Source organism: Simiduia curdlanivorans, from assembly GCF_030409605.1.
In the GTDB taxonomy this organism is placed as follows: Bacteria; Pseudomonadota; Gammaproteobacteria; order Pseudomonadales; family Cellvibrionaceae; genus Simiduia; species Simiduia curdlanivorans.
In genome coordinates this window covers 969,166-996,025 of record NZ_JAUFQG010000004.1, presented here as the reverse complement: position 1 = coordinate 996,025, position 26,860 = coordinate 969,166, and the positions used below count along the sequence as shown (strand labels likewise).

Here is a 26,860-nt window from a genome sequence, read left to right as displayed (position 1 = left end):
GCGCTGCGTTATTCCGCCCCGCTTGCTTGAAGAGCCACACTAAGGCAGGCCTGCGGAAAAGGCAACTTATGCAACTTATGCAATAGCAATCTCACCGCGCCGCACCTGCCCCGCCGACACGCCAAACTGCTTGCTGAATACGCGAGAGAAAGCTGCCTCTGACTGGTAACCCACCGCCTCTGCCACTACCTGCACTTTCTGCCCAGCGTGCAACTGCTCCCAGGCCAGCTGCATACGCCACCAGGTCAGATATCGATTCAACGTCCAACCACTCACCGATTTAAAGTGCTCAGCAAAGCTGGTGCGCGACATACCGCTGAGCTGAGCAAGGCTGTCCAAGCCCCAGCGATAAGCCGGGTCTGCATGTACTGCCGCGATGGCCTTACTCAATTGCGGGTGGGCATATAAACCCAAAAAGCCTAGCGGCTGTTCGGTCTGGGTTAGATGATCACGCAAGGCATAGGTGAACAACAGCTCCGATAAGCGATCAATCACAACGCTGCTAATGACCGGCGGCGCCGTGTCTATGCGCCGGCTCTCGGCTACTATCAAACCCGTTATAGCGGCCAGCCACGGCGCGCGCTCATCATTGCGTATCAACAGATAAGGCGGCAGGGCATCCAGTAATTGATCGCGATATAAGTGAAATAACCTCACCTCAGCACACAAAACCCCTGTGCCGATACGGCCATCGCCATAGGCGACATGACACTGGGGCACAGGGCTAATCCCCTCATCCACGCTGATCGGCTCCATGACATGATCAAATTCACGCGGAAAAATCACCAGATCCCCAGCTGTTAACAGGGCTTTGTCCAGATGACCCGGTATCGAGAGTAAACACTCACCTAGGGTAACGATATGAAAACAGGTGGCACCGAGGTTATGTGCCTTTAAATGCCAAGCGCCACACACCTTGGCGTTGTGGTAGATACTGACGTTTAGCCTTAGCAGACGAACAAAATCACAAAAAGGATGCATGATGTACTTTCTAGCAAGATAACTGACTTAATAAGCATTCATAGTCCGAATTATAGAGCGTAAATTCCCTCCTGCAATAGCGCGATCGCCTAGACAGCTGCAACCGCCCAGCCTCTAGCGCGCAAACCCCAAGTAATAGGAGAACAGCATGAACGCATTTACCCTCTATACCCCAGAAACAGCCGAAGGCGATGCAAAAGCCGTCCTGACCGGCGTCAAAGCTAAGTACGGCTTCGTGCCTAACTTATTCGGCTACATGGCTGAGGCGCCCTACACCATTGATGCCTACGCCTACCTAACCGACTTACTGGATAAAACCGACTTAAGCGCGCCCCAACAACAAGTCGCGTTGCTCGCCGTGAGTGTGTATAACCAGTGTGATTTCTGCACTGTGGCACATGGCGCTTTTGCCAAAATGCATAAGGCTAAGGCGCAAACCATAACGGCCATCACCGAAGGGGCGACCATTGAAGACGCAAAGGATAGAGCGTTAGTCGACTTAGTGAAGGCCATTGTCGACCAGCGCGGCTGGCTCAAAGATGAGCAACTTAGCGCTTTTTATGCTGCGGGTTTCAGCAAACGCAATGTGTATGATCTGATATTAATTGTCACCATTAAAACGTTAAGCAATTACGCAAATCACCTTGCTAAGCCAGAGGCTAACCCCGAGTTGGTAGCTATGTTGTAAGACATAAGGTCGAGCGGACTCAACGAAAAAGGCGCCGAGTAAACTCAGCGCCTTTTTTTAAGGTTTTGCCTGCTTAGCTGTCTACCTATTTATCTTCCTATCCCTTCGATCTTCCTATCCTTCCTATCTGGTTTTCCTCGCTCACAGGCGTTTACAACATTTTCACTTCGCGCTGTGGGAAGGGTATTTCAATATTGTGTTGCTTAAGCGCAGCAAAAATCGCTTTATTCACAGCAAATTTCGATAGAAATAATTTTTCCGTGTGCACCTTGTAACGATAGCCAATATTGACACTGCTATCGCCAAAACTCTCTATGCCAACTAGGGGGCTTATGTCTTCGGGCATGGTGTTTACGCTTTTGATCGCCGCGTCAATCACAGCTAATGCGGCGTCTAGATCAGAGCCATAGGCGATGCCCACCGACGCCTCCACCAAGGTATAGGCGTTTGAATTGTGCAATATTTCGCCAATGATATGCTTGTTGGGAATTGTGATGGTGATATTGTCTTCATTTACCAATTTGGTTAAACCCAGTTTCACTTGCGTCACTTGGCCACTCACGCCACAAACGGAAATGGTATCGCCAACCACAAAGGGACGGCCAATAATAATGTTGAAACCCGCGCCGTAGTTGGCAATTAAGCCCTGCGCAGCCAGCGATATACCAAAGGTTAATGCGCCTATGGCCGCCACAAACGGCGTCACACTGATACCGAGCTTACCTAGCGCTACAATGGCCACCATGGCAATCACAATAATCTTGACCGTGCTGCCAATAAAATGACTTAGCGTGACATCAATATTTTTTGCCAAACACAAGCGCTGGACTATCTTGCCAATTTTACTGGCGACGAAAAGCCCGATTAGCAGAATGATAACGGCGCCAATGATCTGAAAGCTGTAGTTCACTAAAAACTCAGTCGCCATTTTATAGACTTCTGTCATCTGTTCGAGTTCACTTTCCATGGTCGTTCCCTTGCCTCTGTCATGATCGAAAAGCCGATTGTATTAAATAATCACACGCCTTGCTGTTTGCGGCGAACATCTCGGGTACTATTAATCGGGTACTATTAATCGGGTACCATCAATCAGGTGCCACTCACTGGCTAGGCTTGATAAATATCCACAAGCACAACATTTTCTTATACGTTAAATAAGTCACAGAGTTTAGCAGGCCAAAAGGGAGAGCCCATGACAAATTCAACCAACCCCGATGCAAAGGCCCCTAATCAGGCACCGAGCTGGTCGGCGCTCGCCGCTCATCAAAAGGCCATCTCAAATCAACCCATCGCAGATTTATTTACACAGGATTCAGCGCGGGCTGAAAAATACAGTTTAAAAGCTGCAGGCATCCACCTAGATTTCGCCAAGAACCGCATAGATGATGTCGGCCTGACGCTCCTTGCCCAACTAGCCAAAGAGCGCGGCCTAGCTGAGCGGGTCAAGGCCATGTACCGGGGTGAAACCATTAACAGCACCGAGAAACGCCAAGTGCTGCACGTGGCGCTGCGCTCGCAGCTAGGTGAACTGCCCGAACATCTGCGCGACGTTGATGCCGTGATCGCGCAAATGACGGAGTTCGTAGCTGCCGTGCATTCGGGGCAATGGCAAGGCTTCACGGGCGAGACCATCACCGATGTGGTGAACATCGGCATAGGCGGCTCAGACCTGGGCCCAAACATGGTTACTCAGGCATTAACGCCCTTTCATAAGCCAGGTCTACGCGTGCACTTTGTCTCCAATGTGGATGCCTCCGACCTGAGCGAAACGCTAAAAGAATTAAGCCCAGCGCGCACCTTGTTTATTGTGGCGTCAAAAACCTTTACCACCACCGAAACACTCACCAATGCCAATTCCGCTCGCCAATGGTTGCTATCGAGCCTAGCGGATGAGGCCGCCGTAGCAAAACATTTTGTTGCCGTTAGTGTGAACCTTGAAAAGGTAAAGGCCTTCGGCATAGATGCCAACAATATCTTCCCCATGTGGGATTGGGTGGGTGGTCGCTATTCACTTTGGTCTGCTATCGGCTTGCCCATTGCCCTCGCCTGCGGCATGGATCATTTTAATGCCTTGCGCGCCGGCGCCGCAGCTATGGACGAACACTTTGCCAGCGCACCCCTTACAGAAAATATGCCAGTGATCATGGCCATGCTGGGGGTTTGGTATATCAATTTTTGGGGCGCTGAGTCACAGGCGATCTTAGCCTACGACCACTATCTCAATGCCTTTACGAAATATATTCAACAGCTCGATATGGAAAGCAACGGCAAAGGCGCCTACTTACATGGCGGCTATTTAGAGCACCACACAGGCCCGGTGATTTGGGGCGAGGTGGGCACCAATGGCCAACATTCTTTTCACCAACTGTTACACCAAGGCACCCGCTTTGTGCCGGCGGATTTCATTGTTTCACTCACCTCCCATAACCCTTTAGGCCAACACCACTCACAACTCTTTGCCAACTGCTTAAGCCAAAGCCGGGCACTCATGCTCGGAAAAAATGAAACGCAAGCAGCGGCGGAGTTCAAGGCCATGGGTTACAGCGCTGCCGAAGCAAAACAACTCGCACACCATAAGGTCATGCCCGGCAACAGACCCAGCAACACCCTCGTTGTTAATAGCCTGAACCCGGAAACCCTCGGCGCACTGATTGCACTTTACGAACATAAAGTCTTCGTACAATCGGTTATCTGGGGAATCAACGCATTTGATCAATGGGGCGTCGAGTTAGGCAAGCAACTGTGCAGTGAAATTCACCCAGCATTAGTTACACAGGCGGACATCGAAAAATTCGATCCGTCCACCAATGCGTTAATAGCACTGTATAAATCGGCAAACCCGCAAGCAAGTTGAACCCTATTGCTAACAGGAGACGAAAGGCAGCTAAATGACAGCTCAAAAAATCGCTCTGATTACCGGCGCTAGCCGAGGCATAGGCGCCGCAACTGCGATGTTATTTGCCGAACGCGGCTACGCGGTATGCATCAACTATTTATCGAATAGCGCCGCGGCAGAACAGATTGAACAGCATATTGTGCAGCGGGGCGGTCGCTGCATAAGCGTTAAAGCGGATGTGTCAAACGCAGAGGATGTTAGCAAACTCTTTGGTAGAATTGACGCCGAACTAGGCCGCATTACCGTTTTAGTCAACAATGCGGCGATATTGAGCACCCAGTGCAGGCTGGAAGATATTTCTGAAGCGCGATTTAGTCATGTGCTGCGAACCAATCTATTGAGTTGCTTTCTGTGCTGCAAAGAAGCCGTTAAGCGAATGTCTAGCCGCCACGGCGGCACGGGCGGCGCTATCGTCAATGTTTCTTCACTCGCTGCTAGAACGGGCTCGCCTAATGAATATATTGATTATGCTGCGTCCAAGGGCGCTGTCGATACGCTGACGAGAGGTCTTGCGCTAGAAGTTGCCAGCGAGGGCATAAGGGTTAACGGGGTTCGCCCTGCGCTTATTTATACCGATATGCATGCATCCGGCGGCGAGGCCGATCGTGTCACACGCCTGAAATCAAACATACCAATGCTAAGAGGCGGCCAGCCTGAAGAGGTGGCGCTGGCGATTTTTTGGCTAGCATCGGAACAGGCTTCATACGTAACTGGCAGTTTTATCGACGCCGCTGGTGGCTTATAAGAAGAGGGGCATCGTATTTATTGCTTAATTTCTCTTCTATATCCACCACTGTACCTAACTCAACCCTAACCAGGCACACCCTATTATTGGATCGTTCATAGCTGCGCCCTGTGTTCGGCAAAAAAATTCTCCAATACTATACTGTGTCTCCCCTCCGCAGAATAAAGGACTAGGCAATGAACAACCCCATAGGCTGGTTTGAAATCTACGTTAACGACATTAACCGCGCCAAAGCCTTTTACCAAAAAGTCTTTGGCGTAGAATTGGTACAACTCAGTGACCCGACCGACTCAAATATAGACATGTGGTCTTTCGCATCGGATTTCGAAAGCTACGGCGCCTCAGGTGCGCTTGTAAAAATGGATGGATTCCCAGCTGGCGGGAATAGCACCATTGTGTACTTTTCTTGCGATGATTGTGCGACAGAAGAAGCCAAAGTTCAGCCTGCGGGCGGAAAGATTCAGCAATCGAAAATGTCTATCGGTGAATATGGTTTCTGTACGCTGGCGGTGGATACAGAAGGAAACATTTTTGGCTTGCATTCGCAGAAGTAAATTAACACAATTTCCAGCCAAGATTGTGGCTGGATAAGCCACTGGCCGTTGAATCTAACGACAGTGTACCAACGCTATCGCTAGACTCAGCAACCCGATGAAATTTTTGTAGTTCTTTACCATTAACTCAAACCATAAATTCATATGAAATATTTTACTAGCCTGGGCATGGCGGCACTTCTCACACTACTTTGTGCCTGCAACCCAAAAGTAGAAACTGCGACACTAAAGCCATCTCCCTTAGCAGAGCTACTTGCACCCACTTTGGCTAGCGCCATTAGGAGCGCAGATGCGGCTATCAACACAGCCCTAGAGAAACCTGACTACGAAACAGAAACTGTCAAAGTTTTAACTAAGTTGAAAGTATCGTTAGCCCACCTAGAAATCGCCAATCAATTGGTTATTAGCGCCAGCGCAGAATCAGACAGCTTGGACCAATTAGCTAGTCACGCCAATGAAGTCCATCAACTGCGCAGTTTTCTTGAAGCTGACATCATCGCCCTAAAAGACACCAATGCCGCTGCGGCTATTCGACTCGGCGTGGTAAATGAACTTTCAGAGTTTTGTGAACTAACGGCACTGGATTTACGCCGCGCATTAAGCCCAACAGGCTTTTAAGTCCGTCCGGTTAACTGACGATAATATTCCCTCTCTTTTACGAGTAACTATATTGATTCCTAAGCGATTTACCCCCTACGTCTTCTCGTTTTTCATGGCGCTATTGATGTCCTGCCTAATGTCATTCGTTATCAGCTTGTTTAATGTAGGCTTGGTGCATAATATCCTTCTCATTTGGCTAAAGGCTTGGGCCTTTGCTTTTGTTATCGCTTTTCCTGCCGTAATTGCGGTTTCACCCCTAGTGCGGCGACTGGTGGCTTGGGTGGTTGAAGACTGATTGGTGTTGAGCTTGACAGAATCAGATGTTGCGCCTAGTTTGTCTTGACATTTAGGATATTAAGTAATCACTTCTACTTTTAGGAACTACGATGAACAAGCTTGTTCTGATTTTAATCGCCATCCTGCTACCACCACTTGCCGTATTTCTAAAGCATAAAGCCGGTAAGGATCTTATTATCAATATCGTGCTGTGTTTATTTTTCTACCTACCCGGCATTTTGCATGCACTTTGGTTAATTACGCGCTAACAACCTATACATTTAGTTGAATCGTTATAAACGCAGCAACTGATGTGATTTACAAAAAATCAGGCGAGATACTATGTCGGAAAGAATTTCAGATTCCGCTCTGAATGCGCTTAAAATTGCCTTTACCTATATGCCCAAGGCTATTGAAGTGACTAAATATGAATACGGTGACCGCGCTGAGTCAGTACTCGAACACATTGAAGCGGTACGAGAGGTTCTGCTCCTGAATGATGTAGACCCAGAAGAGGTTTACGGCGAGATAAACCCAGAAAGCACACCCAATTCCAGCTACTAATGCTTAATAGCTGAACCAATACTTGGCAAACAGTCCCAACACTAGGCGGAAGCGCTATGGATACCATCAGCTGGCAAGATTTCGAAAAGGTTGAGTTGCGCATCGGCACTATTGTTGAGGTACAGGATTTTCCTAAAGCAAAGAGGCCTGCCTATATTTTGCACGTTGATTTCGGTTCGAGTATCGGCATCAAAAAATCGAGCGCTCAAATCACTACCATCTATAGCAAAGATAACTTGCTCGGCAAACAGGTAATGGCCGTGGTTAATTTTCCCGCCAAACAAATTGGCCCAATAATGTCCGAGTGCTTAGTAACCGGCTTTCACCGCGAAGACGGCGCCGTCGTTTTAGCGGTGCCAGACGGCGCGGTTCCGAATGGCACTAGACTCGCTTGAGCCTCATTGAAAATCTGTTCCGACACTTTTCGCGCTTTGTTGTAGGCCGCCAACAAAGTGCTTAGATTAATTTTATTAGGGCTGTTAGCCGCCGCCTTTTTTAGCAGCACCTTTATTCTCAACGAGGTGATGAGCCTTGCTGGCGGCCATTGGTTTTGGTCGGCCTCTCTACGCTATTTCTTTACCGTTATTTTTCTTTCAGCCTGGTTGTTTTATCAAGGCGGCACGCGCCAATTTTTGGAGCTCATTGCACTGTTTCGACAACATTGGGCTTTTTGGCTCTTGAGTGGCAGTCTCGGGTTTGGCTTATTCTATCTGTTGATCTGCTATGCCGCCGACTTTTCTCCAGCCTGGGTTGTCACCGCTACCTGGCAATTTACCGTAGTAGCCAGTCTGTTTGTCTACTGGTTTTTCGGCAATAAAATTCCTAGGCGAGTATGGCTATTTTCCGGCTTCATTTTTACCGGTGTTTGCCTGGTCAATCTTTCCCATACGGAACATATAGATATCGCCACTCTTTTATCTGGCGGCGTACCCGTACTCATCGCCGCCTTTTGCTATCCACTCGGTAATCAAATGGTGTGGGAAGCGAAGCGCGGGCAGAACCCTAGAATTCCGAAAATTGACTCTCCTTTGCTCGATAACGCTCTAGTAAAAGTCTTTCTACTGTCACTAGGCTCGGTACCGCTATGGCTAATCGTCGGCAGCTTCATTCAACCGCCAGCACCTAGTCTATCGCAGGTTTTCAATACCGGACTTGTAGCACTGCTATCGGGTGTTATCGCAACCGGGATTTTCTTGCACGCGCGGCAAAAGGCGACCAATACCTCAGAGCTTGCCGCCATAGATGCAACCCAGGCAGGAGAAGTTATTTTCGCACTCGCGGGCGGCATGTTGTTTTTGAACGCAGGTTTCCCCACTCATTCGGCGCTGATCGGCCTAGTGATATTAATAGCTGGCCTAGTGTTGTTGGTTAAATACCAACGGCGCTAAGCCAGTGGCTCAATCACTGAATAAGCATTTGCCCCACCACGCCAACGGTAAAGCCCAGCACCGCCCCCATAGGCGGCAAGCGATGATTTTCCAACTTTGCCTGTGGAGCTATGTCGCTAAAAACTGAGTAGAGAATACCACCGGCCGCAACCAGCATAATGACGGCTAGTGTCGTTGCTTGATCGGCGAGCAGGGTGTAGCCCATCCAAGCCGCCAACGGACCGGACAAGGCCATGATAGAGAATAAGGTAATGATTGTTTGAGCCGAAAGATTCGAGTGTTCCTTTAACTCGCGGTAGGCGTTAAAGCCTTCCGGTAAATTTTGCAGTGCCATAAGCAATACTAATAGCGCGACGCCTTCACCACCCATCGCAATCATCGCGCCCAAGGCAATAGATTCTGGAATAAAATCCGACATCATGGCCAACATTTGACCGGCAGAAGTTTTATGTTTATCGAGCCAACGCTCTAGCCCCATCAATAAAAGCCCGCCTAACAACAAACAGGTTGCGGCAGTGGAGCTGCTTACCTCGGCCATTCCCTCCGGCACCAGAATCAGTGCCACAGCACTCAATAGTGCACCGCCACCGAATGCGATAACACCGTGGCGAAATTCAGATTCCAACCATTGCGCTTGGATATGTTCAAAGCGCGCCGCTATGGCCCCTATCGGCATCGCGATGCCTGCTGCCAAACTCATCCCGAGCAACGTCAACAGCGTGGTGTCCATTGAATCTCCTTTAACTATTCGTCCTTTTATAATGTTTACTATTTTTTACAGCTTTTACGCTAGACGATGCTCTTCATTTTAGTTTTTGCCATCAAAACAAAAAATATGCCCCCCAGCACCCAGATTGAGGCGATGATCAATCTCAGCTCAATAGGTTCGAACACGAATAGAGCGCCGCCTATAGCCGCTAAAATGGGCACTAGAAGTTGTACCACACCAGCCTGTATTGCCGACAAACCGGCCAATGCGCTGTACCAAATGGCATAGCCAAGGCCGGAGGCAAGCGCACCCGATAGAAGCGCCAAGTAAATGCCTTTAGGGCTTATTTGCATGTGCGCAAATGCAATGGCTACAAGCAATGCACAAAAAGCTAAGCTGCGAATAAAATTGCCCATGGTAGCGACAAGAGGCAAGCGGGTCTTTTGGCCAACTAGTGTGTAGAGGCCCCATGCCAATCCGGACAAAGTCATTGCCACCAACGCCTTCCAAGCGGGCGTTTGTAAATTTGGCCACATCAAATAAACCAAGCCACTAAACGCCATCAAGAGACCCACCCATTCCTGCGGGCGCAACCTATTGCCGCGCCAGAGAGTCGAGATAATCAGCGTGATTTGCACTGCACCAAACAGTAGTAACGCACCCGTACCGGTTTCGAGCTCGAGATAAGCCCATGAAAAGCACAGCGCATAAACAAATAGGCTCAACCCGCCGCACCAACTTCCCGCACCAACTGTTGCTTGCCATAAATTGACAGCGCCTTGCTTTTTAGCCGAGCGATATTGCAACCCAGCATAGAGAACAAGCAACGTTAGTGCGCCGGAAGTCAAACGCAAAATCGTAAAGGCATAAGGGTCGCTATTTCCATCGCCCAGCGCCATACGACAAAGCACGGAATTAGCGGCAAAGAAACCTAACGCCAAGGCCGTCATCAGTAATATACGAATGCCCATAGTTTACTCAGCTGGTTTTGAGCTGGCAGCATACCACGGCCTCTGGTTACAATGCCGTTTCCAACCCAATAGCTTTATTTATGTCATCAACCATAGCACCAATGAATGCCTACCAGAGCTTGCGCGCCGAGGTCATGGCGACATCGACTCGCGACTACAAGGCCAGAGGGATTCTCGCCATACGCTGCACGCGCTGTCAGTTGAAGAGCTCACACTGCATCTGTACTTTTCGCCCTGAGGGCCAGATTGACGCCGAATTCGTGCTTATTTTGCACCGCGATGAATTGTTTAAACCAACCAACACAGGCAGGCTGATTGCCGATTGTTTCCCAAAACAAACTCACGCGTTTTGTTGGGACAGACTCACGCCGCCACAAGCACTCTTAACCCTGCTGCAAGATCCAGAGCGGCAGTGCTGTATTATATTTCCCGCGGATGAAAGCGAGGGGCGCGAGGTCTATAGCGAACCGCCTGCGAGCAATAAACTACTGACGTTTATTTTATTAGACGGTACCTGGAAGCAAGGCCGACGCATGTTCAACCTCAGCCCTTGGTTGCAGACTATTCCGGCGCTGAATTTGGACCCTGCGGAAAGAGCGCGCTACTCGAGCAGAATAGCGGCATTTGATAATTATTTATGCACTGCAGAGGCAGCCGCCTTAGCCTTGGCCATATCCAATCAACTAGCCTCAAGCCAGTTATTGTTCGATTATTTTTCCGTGTTTAACCTGCACTACGCCGCCATGCGACAGAATAGAGCCGTGGACTCATTCACTCTGTAGCATTACACATAGGGAAATAACTTTTTACGCTGCTCAGGCGTTAAACTTTGCACTGCCCGAATATTGTTCTCCGGTATCGCCTCAGGGTCTGGATAGTTCTCCAATACTCGCTCGATGCTGTCTTCGCGAATTAAATGTAGTATTGGGTAGGGCGCACGATTGGTGAGATTTTCCGCGTCGTCGGCGCGCGTGCCGGCAAATTGATAATGCGGATGAAAGGTGGCCAATTGATAGACACCCTCGTAATCATGACGCTCTAATAACCAATCGGCCAAATCAAGAAATTGATTGTAATCGACAAAGTCCTGTAAAAAATTTGGAATAATCAAGAGCGTGGTTTCTAGTTGTTCGGCGTGGGTTGCATCTAGGTATTCCAGCTCGGTTAGCAATTCGGCCAACAACGCCTGTTCGGAGCTGGCACGGCTCTCGGTAAATCTAATGAGGTTCGCGCGCTGCGGCTTGCGCGCAAACGGGCATAGATTCAAACCAATAACCACATCGGCTAACCATTGTTGCGTTGCCGTAATCACGGGGCTTTGCGTGTTATTCACAGGTGTTACCACATGAGGTCATCGGGGATTTTATAGTCCGCATAGGGATCATCTTCTAAATCCGGCTCACTTTGCACCGGCGGCTGAATGATCATAGCGGGGTTGCGCTCGGTAATTTTTTCGGCAATCACCCGCGGCACCAATTCAAATTTATCGTCTATACCGGCAATCACCAATCGCCCGGCGATGAGATGCGATTGCACCTCGGCCGAGACGTAGATCTTCTTAATCTTTTTCTCAAAGGTAAAATTATACGCAATATCGCCGCCGCCTTTTGGCTGCTTGTTGTTGGCAATCAACTGCTTGATTTGCGCGGCAATGGCCTTTTGTTGGGCTAGGGCATTTCTCTCGGCATTTAACTCGCGATCTTTGGCGACCTTTTCAGCGCGCGCTTGCTCTACCGCTAACTTGGTTTCATCCACCTGAGGCTGAGAAGACTTTTTCGCCACTTTGTTTTGCTTGCGTTTATCTTTGCCAATTTGCTTAGCTTTTTTGCCGTCGATAAGGCCTGCTTTTAGCAGTTGATCTTGTAGCGAAGTCATAGTCGTTCCAAAAATAAGAGGTGACGTTAAAGCGCTAGGGCCATTAACCAAAAGCTGCACATTAGACCAATAGCCCAGATGGTAGAACGCAACTTGTCCCAATTTAACCAGTACAGGCACATGTAAATAACACGTGCAGCAATAAACACAATACAGAGATTATCCACCGACGCTTGAGGCGCGTTGGCCCATAGTGCCACCAGCACACCAGCGGCAAATAGCGGAAATGCCTCTATGGCATTCTGGTGCGCACCCATAGCCCGGGCGCCAAAACCCGTTAACCGACTCTGTTGGGCTCGCGGGTGGCTATTATCGTAATTTCCGTCCAGCTTGGCCATAGCAATGGCGACCGGGATTTTAGTGACATAAATAAGTGCGGCAGCAGCAATGAGGCAAATAATAGCGATGGACATAAGGCGCTCCAGATAAGTCTGAAGTACAAGAATAACAGCTTTTTGGGCTTATTCGCTTGGTGCGGAAACACGCCTTGGTGCAAGCTCGCCAGCTACCCTCTCGTTCAATACATTGTGCGGCTAGGCTCAATGATCCATTTGCAACTCGGAGCGTAGATAATGCCGCAAACTGAGTTCAGGCCCCGTGCTAAAGGTCTGATCGAGCAAGCTAGCCTGTGTTATCCGGTCCATACGAAAATTGCGATAGGCTTGGCGCAACTCACACCAAGCCAACAACATCCAGCTTTGCCGCCAGCCAATAATCGCTAGGGGATAGACACAGCGCTGGGTGTTAGCTGATTTAAGGCTAAGGTAGTCGATAGTCACTGCGCGTTTTTGTTCGCAGCCATTGCGCAGAATGAGGTGTATACACCGAAAGTGATCATCCTCGCCAACAATGGGGATACAGTAGGGTTGCTGATTGGCGCGCTGAATGAGCTTGTCTGGCAGTATTGCTCGGATCTTAATTTCCGCCGCTTCAGCGGCTTGCGCCAATTCCCGATCGGTAAAAGCTCGCACCATGCGCGCGCCCACGAGTAGCGCTAACATTTCATCCGATGTGAACATCAGCGGCGGTAAATCAAAACCAGCCCGCAACCGATAGCCAACACCGGCCTCGCCTTCGATGGGAACACCCGAGAGTTGTAATGCCTGTATATCTCGATACAGGGTACGAGTGGATATTTCCAGCACCAGCGCCAACTGCTCAGCGGTAATCACTGTGCGCCTGCCTCGCAATAAGGTAATAATTTGAAACAGGCGCTCAGCTTTTCTCATAACAGGATATAGCCTAAGGCTAACTACATTCCGCCATTTGGGATTGCATAACGCGGCTATGGTTCATGACTAGGCTCGATTCCTCAATCATCACCATAAAGTCAGATTGCGCATTATCGCGCATGAAAGCATCACTCGCTTTTTTAGCATTTTCCATAGAGCTCCAATACACCACGTCGCGCCATAGCCCCTGTTCATCTTGCGATAGGCTTCGATAGCGAAAGCCAGGTTGCGCCATCACCCAGCTACCGATGGGCTCGGCTGCACGGATAAAATCTGTGGCTTGAACGCCTTTTTTGGTTTCAAACTGTACTATTTCAATAACATCACTCATGACCTTGTCCTTGTGTGAGCACGCGGTTTTCGCGCGATTGATAAATGGAACAAGTGCGCACTTGTGAGGCCATCTTACTACTGCCCTACTGACAGCGTTATGTCAGTAGCCTTGAGCTTCGAGTGCTTTTTGTTTACGCAGCAATTGAAAACCCCAGGCCAGCGCAAGCATCATAATCACACCACCGATGACAAAACTGGCGCGGGCGATGGTATGGGCCGAATCCACCATGTTCATCCAGGTTAGGAGATTGCCCCAATCATGAGACTCCTCACCGCCACCGCCAACTAAGGGCAAGAGTCGGTATTCAGCATCGGCAATATAGGGGGCAAGATCGACGAAGCTTTGGCCACACCACCAAAGCGTGACGCTGGCAGCAAAGTTGTCATTGTGAAAAAAACTAAAACCGATACATAAACCCAGCGGCAACAAAATTTGAAACAAGCTGCCACCCAAAATGGCCATAAATCGACCAAAAGGCATAAATAAAACGTGGCCAAACTCATGAAAAGGCAGGTTGATATTGTGCATAAACGAGCCGCCGATCACCTGCCAGTCAATGCCATTGAACAAGAACCAAAAGGCCCAACAGCTTAAACCCAACCAAATAACGCCCCGCCCCCACAAGCTGCCGCTATCCACACGATTCGGTAACTGCATAAAATGCTCGCGCAGGCTCGTCCGTTGTTCCGGCACAATAACGGCATCACTGTCGTCATTTACAATTGGCCGCGGCCGCCATTTATTCATGGCGATACCACAGGCGGGGCAAATATCCGGGTGTACCGATGCATCTTTGGCTTGGCGTATATACTGGCACTTAGGGCAGGGCTTCATAACATCAAACTCCACACATTTTTCTGGTCCTTAACAGCTGCTTATATGTTATCTCTCAACGTTTAATCGCCTTTAACACCACAAATTTTTGGTTGCTCGCCACCACCATACTGTTACCAAAGAGATGCTTGATGTGGTCCTTGTAGGGCAAATGGCGATTGCCCACCAGCCAGAACTCACCGCCCTGCTGCAAGGCTGATTTCGCATCGCGAAACATTTGCAGAGCAACGAAATCACCAACCACATTGTGTTGATGAAAGGGTGGATTACACACTATCAACTGGTAACTATCGGGCAATGCATTTGACATGCCGTCATCGGTGCGAAAGCTTGCCATTCTATCCGGCCAGGCACGGGTAAAGTTTTGCTCGGCACAGGCCACAGCCATGTAGGACTCATCGTAAAAATCGACAGTCGCCTCTGGGTACTTGCCCGTTGCCACTAAGCCGAGAATGCCATTGCCACAACCGATATCCGCAATTTTTTCAACCTGCATTTTTTTCGGAAAATGCTGCAAGAAAAATCGGGTGCCAATATCCAGCGATTCGCGGGAAAACACATTGGGATAGTTGGTAATTTGATAATTGGTATTTTCCAACACATAGTGTGTATTCAGATCTGGTGCTGGCAACCACTGGGTTTTATCGAGTTCGCAAAAAATTAACCGCGCCTTCTTTTTGGCCAGCGAGGTTTTCGTTGCCCCAAGAATATCTTCGAAGAGCTTAAATACACCCGCTGCCATATGCTTAACCATGCCGGCGGCTATAATTTTTGTATGCGGGTTTAACTGATCGCGATAGCGATAGAGCTGATCCTCCAACAGACTCAGGTTCTTCGGTAGCTTAATCAAAAGCACATCTATTGAACCCTGTGCCCGATCGAGACTATTAAGCCAAGTGACTTGCGTAACGTCGCCACCGTTGGCAGTTACATTTTTTTGCGCAGCCTGAGTTGAAAGATAAGAATCCGTAGCAAACTGCACACTACAGCCGGGCGCCTTTGCAGCCGCCAAAGTCGTCACTAAAGCACCAGATTGATCATTGAGAATCAACACCCTGGCACTCTCTGGCAAGCTGACTTGCGCCAAATGCTCGAGCAACAACTCGTCTGCCGCATCCCAGGCCTGTAGATTTTGTTCGCTGGGCGTATTCGTGCGAGACCAGCGCGAGAGCGTAAATGCTCCAAAGCTAGTGGAAAAGCCGTTATCATTAACCATGTTGATCATCTTTTTGAAGAAACTCAGGACAGTATAAATGAATTATCTGCCTCACATTACGGTAGAAACCGGTGAAAAGCCCAATGCAGCGGTTATTTGGTTACATGGACTGGGCGCTAGCGGCCATGATTTTGAATCCTTAGTGCCCCATTTGCAGCTACCCGCTAGTCTGGCAATCCGGTTTATTTTCCCCCACGCACCGGAAATTCCCGTCACCATCAACGGCGGCTATGTGATGCCAGCTTGGTACGATATTTTAGAAATGGATTTCGAGCGTAAGATTGACGAGGCTCAAATTCAACGATCGAGTGACGCCATTAGCGCACTTATCGAGCGAGAAATTAGCCGCGGCATTCCCAGCCAACGCATTATTCTGGCCGGCTTTTCCCAAGGCGGCGCGGTGGTTTATCACTGCGGCCTTAGCTTTCAGCAACCACTCGCGGGCTTACTGGCACTTTCCACCTACTTCGCCACGTGGCGCAGCGTACAAGTTCATGCCTCGAATGCGAAAATACCTGTGCATCTTTTTCATGGGAGTCAAGACACTGTGGTGCCCGAGGCAATGGGCGTAGAAGCAAGACGGGTATTGAAAGAAAAAGGTTTAAAACCGAACTACAACCGATACCCGATGGGCCACGAAGTCTGCTTAGAAGAGGTACAAGATATTTCTAAGGTATTACAAGCGTTGCTGAGCTAGGGCTTACGCAAATCAAGCGCATAAACCCGTAAATCTTTATTAGCGCTGAAACGCTTCAATAATATATTTTACGCTGGCAGGATCATCGATTGTCGACGGGAGCAAATAATTTTCTCCGTCGGCAATTTGTCGAATTAATTTTCTCAAGATTTTTCCACTGCGTGTTTTGGGTAGCTGCCGAACAACTTTAACGGTTTTTAAACAAGCCACTGCACCAATTTTTTCTCTTACTGTCGCGACTAGTTCAGCTTCAAGTTGGATACTACTTATTGTTTGGCCATCTTTCAGTATTACTAAACCAACCGGTTGCTGGCCTTTTAAATCGCATTCAATTCCCACCACAGCGCATTCGGCGACAGCATTGTGTGCGGCGATAATCTCCTCCATTTCTCCGGTGGAGAGTCGATGTCCAGCAACGTTAATCACGTCATCGGTACGCCCCATAACGTACACATAACCATCCTCATCTTTATAGCCACCGTCGCCCGACACATAGTAGCCAGGAAAAACTGATAGATAGGATTGCTTAAAACGTTCAACATCACCCCAAATAGTCGAAAGACAGCCTGGCGGCAAAGGTAATTTTATCGCTACGCTGCCCTGCTCTTGAGCTCCAACTTGCTGGCCACTAACATCTAAAATCTGCACATCAAAGCCTGGTACCGGCAGTGTCGCAGAGCCCGCTTTAACTGGCATGACTTCTATACCCATAAGATTTGCACAAATTGCCCAGCCCGTTTCCGTCTGCCACCAGTGATCGATTACTGGTAAGCCTAGTAAATTTTTAATCCAATGATAGGTGGGAGGATCTAAGCGTTCACCCGCCATAAAAACAGTTTTTAAACTCGATATATTATACGGATTAAGTAGTGTGGATTCTGGGTCAGCTTTTTTAATTGCCCGAAATGCTGTTGGCGCAGCAAAAATTGCACGCACTTGATATTCCTCTATAACACGCCAAAATGCGCCGGCATCCGGTGTACGTACAGGTTTACCTTCATAGAGGACGGTTGTCACACCAGCGATAAGTGGCGCGTAAACGATATACGAATGCCCTACCACCCAGCCGACATCCGACGCTGCCCAAAATACATCACCGCGCTGCATGTTATAGACGGCGCGCATACTGTAATGCATTGCAACCGCATGACCGCCGTTGTCGCGCACGACGCCTTTTGGTTTGCCTGTGGTACCAGAGGTGTAAAGAATATAGAGCGGATCTGTCGCCTTCACGGCCACACAATCGGCGGGCGTTGCATTTTTTAGTGCGCCTTGCCAATCGATATCTCGATCGGGCACGAGTTCTGCAGGTGCAATCGAGCGCTGATAGACTAAACAATGCGTGGGTTTATGGGTCGCTAAAAGAATGGCCTGATCTAACATAGGCTTGTACGCAATAACTTTATCGATCTCTAAACCGCAACTGGCAGTTAGAATAACTTTCGGCTGCGCATCGTCAATACGTATGGCCAATTCGGTGGCCGAGAAGCCACCAAACACCACCGAGTGTATCGCCCCAATGCGCGCGCAAGCTAACATGGCAATTGCTGCTTGTGGAATCATTGGCATGTAGATAATGACCCGATCGCCTTGGCTTACGCCGAGACTAATCAGAGCGCCGGCGCAATGTGCGACCTCATCGCGCAATTGGTTATAGGTGAAAGATTGCTTGGTACCGGTTACCGGGGAATCATAGTAAAGCGCTATTTGATCGCCATAACCTTGCTCAATATGTACATCGAGAGCTAGATAACAGCTATTCATTTCGCCATCGACAAACCAACGATCGATGCCGCTTTGATCTTTTTCTAAGATAATCTTCGGCGCTCTATGCCACGTTAAAGCGCGAGCTTGTTCGCGCCAAAATGCCTCAGGATTAGAAAGAGATTTTTGATATTCCTGTCGATAGCTCATACATCACCTCATGTATACAAACAGTATATGAGGCTTGCATTGAGGAACAACCCAGACCTTAGTCGATGCAACTAAGGTCTATAGATCACGCTATCATGAAGTCGAATAATACCGCTTTTATGAACCATTGCAGTAATACCTCCATGACCACGCATCGCGTTATAACCACCGGGGCCAAGTATTTCCTCCATGCGCGAGCAGGGATGAGCCAAACCACTACCCTGAAATACCGCCCCGCCAATTTGAAACAATTTATCTTTTAGCGCTAGAAGATTAATGCCCTTTACCACGATATTTCTTCGCAAGCGCGCGGGATCTAATTGGCTAAAGCCAACCATTGATGCAATCGCTGGTAAATGCTCCGCCTGAATCAGCGTCACTTGGCGCTTGCCGTTGATGCTTTTGTAGCGATCGCCAACTAGCCCTTTGCCGGCTTCGGCCATCACACTGTCGACAATTAGCATAGCCGCTCGCCGCTCTGGCCGAACCGCCAACCATTGCACGCGGCCCTGTTGAGGCAGCGTTTGCAACAACTGCCCTAAGCCTGTTTCAAGCACGATTTAATGCAACAAATTGAACCGGCATAAGGCCTGCTGTTTTATAAGCATCCAGCACCCGAACATTAATATCTGTAGCAAATTTTTTCTCTAGACGGACATCTAGCACATAGGCTTTTACAGTGACTTTTATTACCGGATTGCCCCATTCAAGTGCCGACTCAAGATTGATCGCGATTGGTTTTTTAAGAAAGGTAAAAGGCGAGCACAGGGTAGCTTCGTGTGCTAAACGCATGGCTAACATATGATCGGCATGAGCCGGCAACATAAAGCTAACTGAAATTTGCTCATCCAGTGCACCACTATTGGAGTTGGATACCGCGCCTTTAAGCGCCTCCGCATTCGGTACCATGATAGTGTTGTCGTCAAAGGTGCGCAGCCAAGTTACGCTCCACTCTAGCTTTACTACCTCGCCGTAATGACCCGCGAGGGTGACCATGTCGCCGACGCGATAGGGCGGGTTAATCATAATGATCAAGCCCGCCACCATATTTTTAATGGGTTCTTGCGCAGCCAAACCAATGGCCAAGCCGGCCGAACCCAGTACTGCAAATAGCACACTTTCGTGGGGCGCAATAATACCGACAATGGCGTAAACCACTGTGCTACCCCACAGCACAACGCGGGTTATGGGGTAAATGCGATTCAGCAACAATCGGTAACGGGGAAACTGTGCAATAAGCCGCAATAACACTATTTGAAACAGGGTCAGAAACAACCAAGCTGTAAAAAACAACAATGCGATAGCGGCAATTTTTTCTAAGGAAAAAATTTCTAGAATGACGTTTAATGTGGTTTGAATTTCTTCAGTTTGTTCCACGAGAGCTCCTTAATAGAGTCTATTGCTGAGCACGAGATGTGACACCATCGCCTGTGCAAGTATGGGCGAAATGTAATAGCTATTACTCGTGTAATGTTCATCCGTGGCGATTCGGTGCAGTATGCCGGCTCGGCACAATCGTTCTAGGCGCAGCACACTTTGCTCTGGGCTTATTCGAAAAAGTGTTTCGTGATCGACATGCGCCATCACACCGTGGACAAAAATCTCAGCCAAACTAAACAACTCTTCTTCACTACAGCTTTTAATCACACTGGTATCTAAGTGAGAGAATTCGCTAAGCCGAAACGCGTCGGCATCTGGTTCCTTTTCCATGGCGAATAAGAGAAAAAAGAACGCCATTTCGGGCAGGCCATTAGAAAGATCGTGCAATTGTTTAAATCGGACAGGCATTGGATCTGGTTTATCCTTCTCCAGCTCGAGGCGCTCACACCACTCGAAACCCAAACCGTAGAAGCGGCGCTCAATCATTTCACTCATCTCACTGGCACTAAAATAGTCCAGCTCAATAATGCGATTGAAAAAGCGATCACTTTGATAGAGAAATGAGAGTCGCCGCCAAGCTTGCTTGGCACATCCAACTATCCAGCAATGGCAATGCTGAGTAGCCACCAAAATCGCACCGATGGTTTGCACGGCGGCCATATTGCCCATCTTGCGCGAGAGCAGCATGTGACCGTCGTCAATAATGATCACTCTGGGCGGACTGTTTTTAATAGCCAGCACCATCTCAGCGACACTTTCGGGTGCTTGCTCGAATTCAAAGATACTATTAATAAAGCGCAAAGCTTCTGCTGCCGAGCAGGGGCGTTTGGCCAAGCTTAAATAACTCAAGGTTTCCGTCGATAGAATTTTGCTGCGCACTTGATTAAGCAGACTCGTTATTCCGGCCCCATGGGGTGCGGTGATAGCCGTTAAACTAGCCCTACCATTGCGCCAGTCTTCCAAGGCATCAATCAGCCGGGCAAGCTCTTCTTCTCGGCCGACAAAGCGCGGATCTTGCGGCTCGAGGGGTTCATTGCTATAGGCCGCAACAACGGCGCTTGGCATCTGTGCAGCTAAATCCTCGCGCTTACGTAAGATAGTTTGCGGCGACAGTGCCGCGCCTGATTGCGCATCTTCCTCATTGTCGGTAGATCGACCAGCGCTGCCCAATAGGGAAACAACAAACTGTTGGCCGGTTTTCCATGCTGATTTGAGATTATTGAACAACCTAGGCTCCTATTGCCGGTAACACAGTCACTATATTTTTGCTGATTGGTTTACACTGACGCTCGATACAAGATAGCAGATTGGCCACGGCCAAAGCGCATCAAATAGGCAGCGCGCAATAATTTCATATTATTAGATAGAATTGGATAGCTTTCTATGGACCCAATCACTCAAGGCGTTTTAGGCGCTACCCTGCCCCAAGCTGTAGCCCAGCGTCAGAAGATAATTGGCGCAACGGTGGTGGGCGCACTAGCCGGTATGGCTCCCGATCTCGATGTATTAATTCGATCATCCACCGACCCCTTATTATTTTTGGAGTTTCACCGCCAGTTCACCCACTCCTTGTTTTTTATTCCGGTCGGTGGCCTGATCTGCGGCTTGGTACTGCATGCTATTTTAGGTAGGCGGTTTCAACTTAACCTTAAGCTCAGTATTGTTTTTTCTACCTTAGGTTATGCCACACACGCATTGCTAGACGCCTGCACCACCTTTGGCACCCAGTTATTTTGGCCCTTGTCGAGTGTACGAGTGGCCTGGAACAATGTCTCGGTGATAGACCCGCTGTTTACGCTTCCTTTGCTGGTATTTATTTATCTCGGCTGCCTCAAGCGGCGCCCAGGCTTCGCGCAGGTCGGTTTGGTTTGGGCTCTAGCTTATCTGTCGCTCGGCATCGTGCAGCGCGATCGGGCCGAAGCCGCGGGCTGGGCTATGGCACAACAGCGCAATCACGAGCCGATTAACCTCGAAGCCAAGCCTACCTTTGCCAATTTATGGCTTTGGAAAATCGTCTACGAAACCGAAGATTACTTTTATGTGGACGCCGTGCGGGTACTTCATACCACCGAGTATGTGGCCGGCGAAAAAGCCAAGAAGTTAAATGTTGGGGCAGATTTTCCATGGCTGCTAGAGCACTCTCAACAGGCCAAAGATATTGCGCGCTTTCATTGGTTTTCCAATGGCTATCTCGCCATTGATAACAGCGATGCCAACCGCATTATCGATGCCCGCTACTCCCTTGTACCAAACCAAATCAAACCGCTGTGGGGCATTACCTTAGACCCCAACGCCGACGAGCGACAGCATGTCATCTATTTTACCGAGCGCGATACGGGGCCTGCACAGCGCGCCAAATTTTTCGGATTGTTATTCGGTCATGACCAAGCGCCAGTGAAAGGCGCGATGGATAGATAGAGAATTGCAGCCGCAGCAATTAGGGCGCAAATAGATTTGAATGGTTGGCGCAGCAGACGCTGAACGAAGGGCTCGGTGATGGCCTGTTGATGCTGCGCCAACCACCCGGATTGAAATTCCGCCAGCAGCTGTTTCGCCCTGGCAAGGTCACGTTCGTCTGCCAACCAAATGGCCGCTAGCGATACCCCCCAATTACCGGCCGTGGTTTCATAGTACTCAATGCCTGCGTCATCCAAGACTCGACGCACTTCCACCGCCTCTTCGTAGGGCACATGGTGAAGCTTGAAAAGTAGTATAGCCATTGGTACTCAATACCCTTGATAGCGTTTATATTCTCGGTTGCGTCATCTGTGTTTGCAATTTCTGCGAACACTGTCGTATCTCTGCAACTCAATAGCGATTAAATGCGTCTGGCGCGGGTTTGCTTTGCCTCAAAAACGAGTGGTCGCTATCGTTATTAACCCATGTTTATGGCTTAATGGACACCGTTAGTACACCCAAACCACAAAAATAATTGTATAGGTTACAGGACATTGTTATGAATACATTAGGACGTTTAACTAGAATATCCGCTATTTTCGCCTTGTTCGCGCTGGTCGGTTGCAATCAAGATAAGTCCGCTGAAGAACCGGTTATAACGACACCAGAAGTGGTCGCGCCCGCTGCTCCAGCTCCAGCTCCAGCTCCTGAGGTAGCAGAGGAAAAACCATTCATCGTGCAATCGAGAGAAGCTCAGGTTAGCGCCCGCGTTGTCTCAATCGATCACGCTAGTCGCGATGTTGTGCTCGAACTGGAAAACGGTGAAGAGCGAGCGTTTACTGTGGGTGACGCCGCGAGAAACCTTGATCAAGTTGCCGTTGGCGATCTGATCACCTTGACCTTTTTTGAAAACATTAGCATCGAAGTCGTTGACGGCGAAGGCTTGGAAGCTGGTGGCGCCACGCTGGCCGCCGCCGCTCGCGCCGAAGAGGGTGAAACCCCCGCTGGCGCTATGACGCGCACCGATGTAGAAGTGTTCATGGTGGAAGCCATAAATCTTGAAGAAAACACGTTTATTTTGAAAAATGCCGAAGGTGAACTGCAAGAGTTTACAGCGCATAACCCAGACAATTTGCAGCGCTCTGCTGTTGGTGACGCGGTTGTGATCAGCGTCACAAATGCCGTCGCAATCGACATTACCCATGCCCAAGCCGCAGAATAATGGCTAGGCCTCAGAGGGGTTCACGCCCCTCTGAGTCGGGTTTCCATTCGCTTTTTTAATTTGGCGGCAGCCTTAGCAAGTTCCCTGGCCGTCAATGCCAGCCCTTTACTCAGGTCGGGCTCGCCGACAATCGATAACACATGGCAACCAGTTCGGGCGTTTTGCGCTGATAGGCCTGCCAGCGACCAATAAGCGGGTCTGGCATGTCACTTTTTTGCACCTGTGCAAAACCTACCTTGGTATACAAAGGCGCCAACTGAGGCTCGCAAAAAAGATAGGTGTAATTGCGACTAAAATCGATTCGCGCCGCCTGCAATAGTGCATGTGCCACGCCGCGACAGCGCCAATCTGGGTCCACCAACACGCCAGTAACTAGGTGCTCGCCGGACACAAGTGTACGCAAGCGCAAAGCCGCAATCGCCTGTCCGTCGTCTAAATAGGCCTGCCAAACAATCTCATCGGCGCGGGCTTTAAGGCGCTTATCAACGCGCTTATAGAATTGATTGGCGAGCGGTAGATCGAGCCCCTGCCGTCGCACAAAACTCAATTGCTCAAGGTTCATAGCGCTTTTGAATTTCCTTGGGCATCAGCGCCCGTTTTTGATCCATCCATGCCTGTTGCGTGGCGTACAAAGGCGCCACATCCACAGGGTCGATCAAGCTCAAGCCGTAGGCTATCGCTTCAAGGCTCGATAGGCCCTTTGCGCGCGTGGTTTTACGCAGGTGGTACTGGCTCGCTGGCGCCTGAGTAAAATGATAGCAGGGTAAGGCCTGCAGCCAGTGATTAATGCTCCAAATCTTGAAGGCTTTGCGCCAGGTCGCGTCGATAAAGATCAGGTGATTAAACTGGTGTCTAGCTACAGTTTCCAGTGCATCGCTCCTTTGCGCTGGGAAAATGACACAGGGCTTAACCTCAGGTGCCGCGCATTTTTTCGCTATAACGGCAAAGTCTACCGGCGTTTCACCCACATATACGCTCAAATTTGGCAGGCATAGTTGCGCCAATCTCAAGGTGTTTTTTGGATGCCTCTGCTCGTCAGGATGTTGTAACACAGAAATTTTCAGGGCACTTGGTATCACATCTGCGGTAGCACAAATGCAGCCCGGCGTCGGCAGCTGACACGCCTGACACAGGTTTCTTTTACTGGGCATAGCCATGCCACCTTGTGAGTCAGATAAATGATTCTCCCTGATCTAACAGCAGAGAGAATCAAACGCCCGCTAGCTAATCGGAAAGCTCAACTGTGCATGGCTCAGGTGTTTTTGACTTGGGCGCTGATTTAACAGCGCAAACCTCAACTTTTACGCCATTCACAGCTGCGTTACCGGAGATAGTATCAATATACTGATCATCCGTTAAATCATTGGCGCTAACACCCGCATGTTGTTCGGCGATATGCAGTTTAGTGGCCAACCTGTTGTGACCAAAACCATGGGGCAAGCTCACCACTCCGGGTAATAGCTCTTCACACACTTGCGCGATTGCCGTAACACTACCCACGCGGCTTTTTATCACCACCTTGGCTTCTGCTGCAATATTACGTGCCTGCATGTCACTGGGGTGCATGAGCAAATGATCGCGGCGCTTGCCCTTCACTAGGCGATGGTAGTTGTGCATCCAGGAGTTATTCGAGCGCATGTGTCGGCGGCCGATCAAGGTTAAGGTGTTATCGTCTGGCAGCTCGAGTTTCAAATCTCGCACGGCTTGAATAAACTGTCCGGGAGCCAAGCGCACCGGATTGTCTTCGCTGTACAAAGCCGCCATACGCGGCAGGTGTGGCCCTAAGTCAACACCGCTGGGGTGTTGCTCCAAGGTGGCTAAATCGAGTTTATGCGCGCCTTGCTGCAGCATCATGTCTAAGGCTTGTTCTGGGCTGATAGTAGGTTTCGAAGGCAGCCCCTTGAGGGTGCGAATCGCATCGCCAAGCTCGACAAAAATTTCCCAGTCGTGCTTACCCTTGGCCGGTTTAGCAAAAATAGGCGCGGAGAAACGGCTGGTGTTATAAACCCCCAGCGCATGAAAAATATAATCGTAATGGCCCCGCTCTAAGGGCGAGACCGGCGGCAAAATGAGATCCGCATGACGGGTGGTTTCGTTAATATAAAAATCTATTGCCACCATAAAATCGAGCTGGCCCAAGGCCTGATCTAACTGCCGGCCGTTCGGCGTCGAGAGCACGGGGTTGCCAGCGATGGTCAACAGCGCTTTGATCTGCCCTGCACCCGGTGTCAGTATTTCCTCCGCGAGTGTCGCGCTGGGGTATTCACCGGCAAATTCCGGCAGCCCGCGCACGCGCGAGCGATGCCGATCGAAGCCCTGGGGGTTAGAGCCGGGCCCCGCGGGATCAATGGCCGGGTTACTCAACATTAGCCCGCCCACTTCATCCACATGCCCGGTCAGTAAATTTAACAGCTGAATAGCCCACTGGCACAAGCTACCGTGCTCTTGGGTGGAGACACCCATGCGCCCGTAAACAGCGGCTTTGGGCTCGGCCACCAGCTCTGCGGTTAACTGTTTAATGGTCTGAGCACTAATGCCGGTTTGCTGTTCGGCAAGCTCGGGCGTGATGGCTGCTACTGCCTCTGCTACCTGCGCTAGGCCATCGACTAAGCCCTCGAATCGACCGAGCTTTTGCCAGCCCTGAGCCAGCAAGTGCTGCAGCATTGCTAGGAGTAAATAGACGTCTTTGCCCGGTGGCATCGCTAAATATTGATCGGCTATTTTCGCCGTTTCGGTGCGCCGCGGATCTACCACCACTAACTTCCCCCCCCGCGCCTTTAGGCGTTTCAGGCGATTAGGCATATCGGGCGCCGTCATCACGCTACCGTTTGAGGCAAGAGGATTAGCCCCCAACATCAGCAGCCATTGACAGCGATCGATATCGACCACGGGAATGCGCAACCAGTGGCCGAAGGACAATAGCGCCACCACATGGTGCGGCAGCTGGTCGACTGAGGTGGCAGAGTAGCGATTCTTGGTTTTTAACGCGCGCGTGGTGTGGCCGGAATAGAGCCAAATGCCGTAGGAGTGAATGGACGGGTTGCCAGCATAAATGCCCACCGCATCGTCGCCAAAGCTCGATTGCACCTGGCATAACTTTTCAGCGGCAAGCTGAATCGCCTCGGTCCAACTGATGGGCTGCCAGCCCGCCGCAGTTTTGCGCATCGGCTCGGTAACCCGGTCTGGGTCTGTGTGAATATCTTGTAGCGCCACAGCCTTAGGGCAAATGTAACCTTTACTAAAGACATCGTCCTTGTCGCCTTTGATTGAAACAATTTGCTCGCCGCTAGTTTCTATCACTAACCCACAAATAGCTTCGCACAAATGGCATGAGCGATGATGCGTCTGCTTCATTCTTATTCGCCTAATCGTCAATCCATTGATGCC

33 protein-coding genes are annotated in these 26,860 nt (G+C 49.7%); 14 read left to right on the top strand and 19 right to left on the bottom strand.

The genetic code is table 11. The annotated features are described in order from the left end of the window. Nucleotides 1–75: 75 nt before the first annotated feature. Nucleotides 76–981, bottom strand: coding sequence for an AraC family transcriptional regulator (locus QWY82_RS04670; protein ID WP_290260338.1), 906 nt, complete (start codon nucleotides 979–981; stop codon nucleotides 76–78). A gap of 148 nt (nucleotides 982–1,129) precedes the next feature. Here QWY82_RS04670 and QWY82_RS04665 point away from each other — a divergent pair, with 148 nt between their 5' ends. After that, entirely contained in the window at nucleotides 1,130–1,669 is a 540-nt protein-coding gene (locus tag QWY82_RS04665; RefSeq protein ID WP_290260337.1) for a carboxymuconolactone decarboxylase family protein, read from the top strand. A 151-nt stretch (nucleotides 1,670–1,820) separates the two neighbouring features. Here QWY82_RS04665 and QWY82_RS04660 read toward each other — a convergent pair whose 3' ends face one another. Then, on the bottom strand, nucleotides 1,821–2,636 hold the full coding sequence (locus QWY82_RS04660) for a mechanosensitive ion channel family protein (RefSeq protein ID WP_290260336.1): 816 nt from the start codon (nucleotides 2,634–2,636) through the stop codon (nucleotides 1,821–1,823). Nucleotides 2,637–2,861: 225 nt separating this feature from the next. Between QWY82_RS04660 and pgi the strand changes: the two genes are divergently transcribed. From pgi to QWY82_RS04615, 9 genes are all read left to right on the top strand, one after another. Next, nucleotides 2,862–4,523: a glucose-6-phosphate isomerase gene (gene pgi / locus QWY82_RS04655; RefSeq protein ID WP_290260335.1), complete on the top strand. Its 1,662-nt coding sequence runs from the start codon at nucleotides 2,862–2,864 to the stop codon at nucleotides 4,521–4,523. Between the two features lie 34 nt (nucleotides 4,524–4,557). Continuing rightward, nucleotides 4,558–5,310, top strand: coding sequence for an SDR family oxidoreductase (locus tag QWY82_RS04650; protein ID WP_290260334.1), 753 nt, complete (start codon nucleotides 4,558–4,560; stop codon nucleotides 5,308–5,310). A 176-nt stretch (nucleotides 5,311–5,486) separates the two neighbouring features. Continuing rightward, the gene (locus QWY82_RS04645; RefSeq protein ID WP_290260332.1) at nucleotides 5,487–5,864 is read left to right on the top strand and encodes a VOC family protein; all 378 of its coding nucleotides are present in this window, start codon (nucleotides 5,487–5,489) and stop codon (nucleotides 5,862–5,864) included. Between the two features lie 144 nt (nucleotides 5,865–6,008). Further along, nucleotides 6,009–6,482, top strand: coding sequence for a hypothetical protein (locus QWY82_RS04640; protein ID WP_290260330.1), 474 nt, complete (start codon nucleotides 6,009–6,011; stop codon nucleotides 6,480–6,482). Nucleotides 6,483–6,534: 52 nt separating this feature from the next. Continuing rightward, nucleotides 6,535–6,759: a DUF2798 domain-containing protein gene (locus tag QWY82_RS04635; protein WP_494338150.1), complete on the top strand. Its 225-nt coding sequence runs from the start codon at nucleotides 6,535–6,537 to the stop codon at nucleotides 6,757–6,759. A gap of 91 nt (nucleotides 6,760–6,850) precedes the next feature. Next, on the top strand, nucleotides 6,851–7,009 hold the full coding sequence (locus QWY82_RS04630; RefSeq protein WP_290260328.1) for a YqaE/Pmp3 family membrane protein: 159 nt from the start codon (nucleotides 6,851–6,853) through the stop codon (nucleotides 7,007–7,009). Between the two features lie 73 nt (nucleotides 7,010–7,082). Next, nucleotides 7,083–7,304 (top strand): penicillin-binding protein, encoded by a 222-nt coding sequence (locus QWY82_RS04625; RefSeq protein ID WP_290260327.1) that lies wholly within the window; start codon nucleotides 7,083–7,085, stop codon nucleotides 7,302–7,304. Nucleotides 7,305–7,360: 56 nt separating this feature from the next. Then, nucleotides 7,361–7,699, top strand: coding sequence for a tRNA-binding protein (locus tag QWY82_RS04620; protein WP_290260325.1), 339 nt, complete (start codon nucleotides 7,361–7,363; stop codon nucleotides 7,697–7,699). A gap of 57 nt (nucleotides 7,700–7,756) precedes the next feature. Then, a complete protein-coding gene (locus tag QWY82_RS04615; RefSeq protein WP_290260323.1) occupies nucleotides 7,757–8,692 on the top strand; it encodes a DMT family transporter in 936 nt (311 codons plus the stop codon). Nucleotides 8,693–8,705: 13 nt separating this feature from the next. On the opposite strand, the gene QWY82_RS04610 is transcribed toward QWY82_RS04615, so the two are convergent. Continuing rightward, nucleotides 8,706–9,422, bottom strand: coding sequence for a ZIP family metal transporter (locus tag QWY82_RS04610; RefSeq protein ID WP_290260321.1), 717 nt, complete (start codon nucleotides 9,420–9,422; stop codon nucleotides 8,706–8,708). A 59-nt stretch (nucleotides 9,423–9,481) separates the two neighbouring features. Next, nucleotides 9,482–10,372 carry a DMT family transporter gene (locus QWY82_RS04605; RefSeq protein WP_290260320.1) on the bottom strand — a complete coding sequence of 297 codons (891 nt, stop codon included), beginning with the start codon at nucleotides 10,370–10,372 and terminating at the stop codon, nucleotides 9,482–9,484. An 80-nt stretch (nucleotides 10,373–10,452) separates the two neighbouring features. Here QWY82_RS04605 and QWY82_RS04600 point away from each other — a divergent pair, with 80 nt between their 5' ends. Beyond that, on the top strand, nucleotides 10,453–11,154 hold the full coding sequence (locus QWY82_RS04600) for a tRNA-uridine aminocarboxypropyltransferase (RefSeq protein ID WP_290260318.1): 702 nt from the start codon (nucleotides 10,453–10,455) through the stop codon (nucleotides 11,152–11,154). A gap of 2 nt (nucleotides 11,155–11,156) precedes the next feature. Here QWY82_RS04600 and QWY82_RS04595 read toward each other — a convergent pair whose 3' ends face one another. The 7 genes from QWY82_RS04595 to QWY82_RS04565 all read right to left on the bottom strand — a co-directional run bounded on the left by QWY82_RS04595 (nucleotide 11,157) and on the right by QWY82_RS04565 (nucleotide 15,863). Further along, entirely contained in the window at nucleotides 11,157–11,705 is a 549-nt protein-coding gene (locus QWY82_RS04595; RefSeq protein WP_290260316.1) for a DUF1415 domain-containing protein, read from the bottom strand. A gap of 5 nt (nucleotides 11,706–11,710) precedes the next feature. Next, nucleotides 11,711–12,247: a DUF2058 domain-containing protein gene (locus tag QWY82_RS04590; RefSeq protein WP_290260315.1), complete on the bottom strand. Its 537-nt coding sequence runs from the start codon at nucleotides 12,245–12,247 to the stop codon at nucleotides 11,711–11,713. Between the two features lie 26 nt (nucleotides 12,248–12,273). Beyond that, entirely contained in the window at nucleotides 12,274–12,660 is a 387-nt protein-coding gene (locus QWY82_RS04585) for an MAPEG family protein (RefSeq protein WP_290260313.1), read from the bottom strand. 126 nt (nucleotides 12,661–12,786) lie between these two features. Further along, nucleotides 12,787–13,476 carry a helix-turn-helix transcriptional regulator gene (locus QWY82_RS04580; protein ID WP_290260311.1) on the bottom strand — a complete coding sequence of 230 codons (690 nt, stop codon included), beginning with the start codon at nucleotides 13,474–13,476 and terminating at the stop codon, nucleotides 12,787–12,789. Between the two features lie 19 nt (nucleotides 13,477–13,495). Next, nucleotides 13,496–13,810, bottom strand: a complete 315-nt coding sequence (locus QWY82_RS04575; RefSeq protein ID WP_290260309.1) for a hypothetical protein — start codon at nucleotides 13,808–13,810, stop codon at nucleotides 13,496–13,498. Between the two features lie 102 nt (nucleotides 13,811–13,912). Then, a complete protein-coding gene (locus QWY82_RS04570) occupies nucleotides 13,913–14,647 on the bottom strand; it encodes a hypothetical protein (protein ID WP_290260307.1) in 735 nt (244 codons plus the stop codon). Nucleotides 14,648–14,702: 55 nt separating this feature from the next. Continuing rightward, nucleotides 14,703–15,863 carry a methyltransferase gene (locus tag QWY82_RS04565; RefSeq protein ID WP_290260305.1) on the bottom strand — a complete coding sequence of 387 codons (1,161 nt, stop codon included), beginning with the start codon at nucleotides 15,861–15,863 and terminating at the stop codon, nucleotides 14,703–14,705. A gap of 37 nt (nucleotides 15,864–15,900) precedes the next feature. Here QWY82_RS04565 and QWY82_RS04560 point away from each other — a divergent pair, with 37 nt between their 5' ends. Then, nucleotides 15,901–16,560, top strand: coding sequence for an alpha/beta hydrolase (locus QWY82_RS04560; protein ID WP_290260302.1), 660 nt, complete (start codon nucleotides 15,901–15,903; stop codon nucleotides 16,558–16,560). A gap of 39 nt (nucleotides 16,561–16,599) precedes the next feature. Here QWY82_RS04560 and QWY82_RS04555 read toward each other — a convergent pair whose 3' ends face one another. From QWY82_RS04555 to QWY82_RS04540, 4 genes are all read right to left on the bottom strand, one after another. Beyond that, nucleotides 16,600–18,474 carry a propionyl-CoA synthetase gene (locus QWY82_RS04555; protein WP_290260301.1) on the bottom strand — a complete coding sequence of 625 codons (1,875 nt, stop codon included), beginning with the start codon at nucleotides 18,472–18,474 and terminating at the stop codon, nucleotides 16,600–16,602. A gap of 71 nt (nucleotides 18,475–18,545) precedes the next feature. Continuing rightward, nucleotides 18,546–19,031 (bottom strand): MOSC domain-containing protein, encoded by a 486-nt coding sequence (locus tag QWY82_RS04550; protein ID WP_290260299.1) that lies wholly within the window; start codon nucleotides 19,029–19,031, stop codon nucleotides 18,546–18,548. Then, a complete protein-coding gene (locus QWY82_RS04545) occupies nucleotides 19,024–19,851 on the bottom strand; it encodes a mechanosensitive ion channel family protein (protein WP_290260298.1) in 828 nt (275 codons plus the stop codon). The genes QWY82_RS04550 and QWY82_RS04545 overlap by 8 nt, the downstream gene beginning before the upstream one ends. A 9-nt stretch (nucleotides 19,852–19,860) precedes the next feature. Then, nucleotides 19,861–21,081 carry an ATP-binding protein gene (locus QWY82_RS04540; RefSeq protein ID WP_290260297.1) on the bottom strand — a complete coding sequence of 407 codons (1,221 nt, stop codon included), beginning with the start codon at nucleotides 21,079–21,081 and terminating at the stop codon, nucleotides 19,861–19,863. Nucleotides 21,082–21,237: 156 nt separating this feature from the next. On the opposite strand from QWY82_RS04540, the gene QWY82_RS04535 reads away from it, so the two are divergent. Further along, the gene (locus QWY82_RS04535; RefSeq protein WP_290260295.1) at nucleotides 21,238–22,272 is read left to right on the top strand and encodes a metal-dependent hydrolase; all 1,035 of its coding nucleotides are present in this window, start codon (nucleotides 21,238–21,240) and stop codon (nucleotides 22,270–22,272) included. Here QWY82_RS04535 and QWY82_RS04530 read toward each other — a convergent pair. After that, nucleotides 22,233–22,574, bottom strand: coding sequence for a DUF6164 family protein (locus QWY82_RS04530; protein ID WP_290260293.1), 342 nt, complete (start codon nucleotides 22,572–22,574; stop codon nucleotides 22,233–22,235). The two genes, QWY82_RS04535 and QWY82_RS04530, sit on opposite strands and share 40 nt — an antisense overlap. 236 nt (nucleotides 22,575–22,810) lie before the next feature. Between QWY82_RS04530 and QWY82_RS04525 the strand changes: the two genes are divergently transcribed. Further along, entirely contained in the window at nucleotides 22,811–23,473 is a 663-nt protein-coding gene (locus QWY82_RS04525) for a hypothetical protein (RefSeq protein ID WP_290260291.1), read from the top strand. 109 nt (nucleotides 23,474–23,582) lie between these two features. On the opposite strand, the gene QWY82_RS04520 is transcribed toward QWY82_RS04525, so the two are convergent. The 3 genes from QWY82_RS04520 to QWY82_RS04510 all read right to left on the bottom strand — a co-directional run bounded on the left by QWY82_RS04520 (nucleotide 23,583) and on the right by QWY82_RS04510 (nucleotide 26,827). Then, complete coding sequence (locus tag QWY82_RS04520; RefSeq protein ID WP_290260288.1) at nucleotides 23,583–24,035, bottom strand: GNAT family N-acetyltransferase; 453 nt, start codon at nucleotides 24,033–24,035, stop codon at nucleotides 23,583–23,585. Next, entirely contained in the window at nucleotides 24,025–24,624 is a 600-nt protein-coding gene (locus QWY82_RS04515; protein ID WP_290260286.1) for a tRNA-uridine aminocarboxypropyltransferase, read from the bottom strand. Before QWY82_RS04515 ends, QWY82_RS04520 begins: the two co-directional genes overlap by 11 nt. A gap of 73 nt (nucleotides 24,625–24,697) precedes the next feature. Further along, the gene (locus QWY82_RS04510; protein ID WP_290260284.1) at nucleotides 24,698–26,827 is read right to left on the bottom strand and encodes a molybdopterin-dependent oxidoreductase; all 2,130 of its coding nucleotides are present in this window, start codon (nucleotides 26,825–26,827) and stop codon (nucleotides 24,698–24,700) included. Between the last annotated feature and the right edge of the window lie 33 nt (nucleotides 26,828–26,860).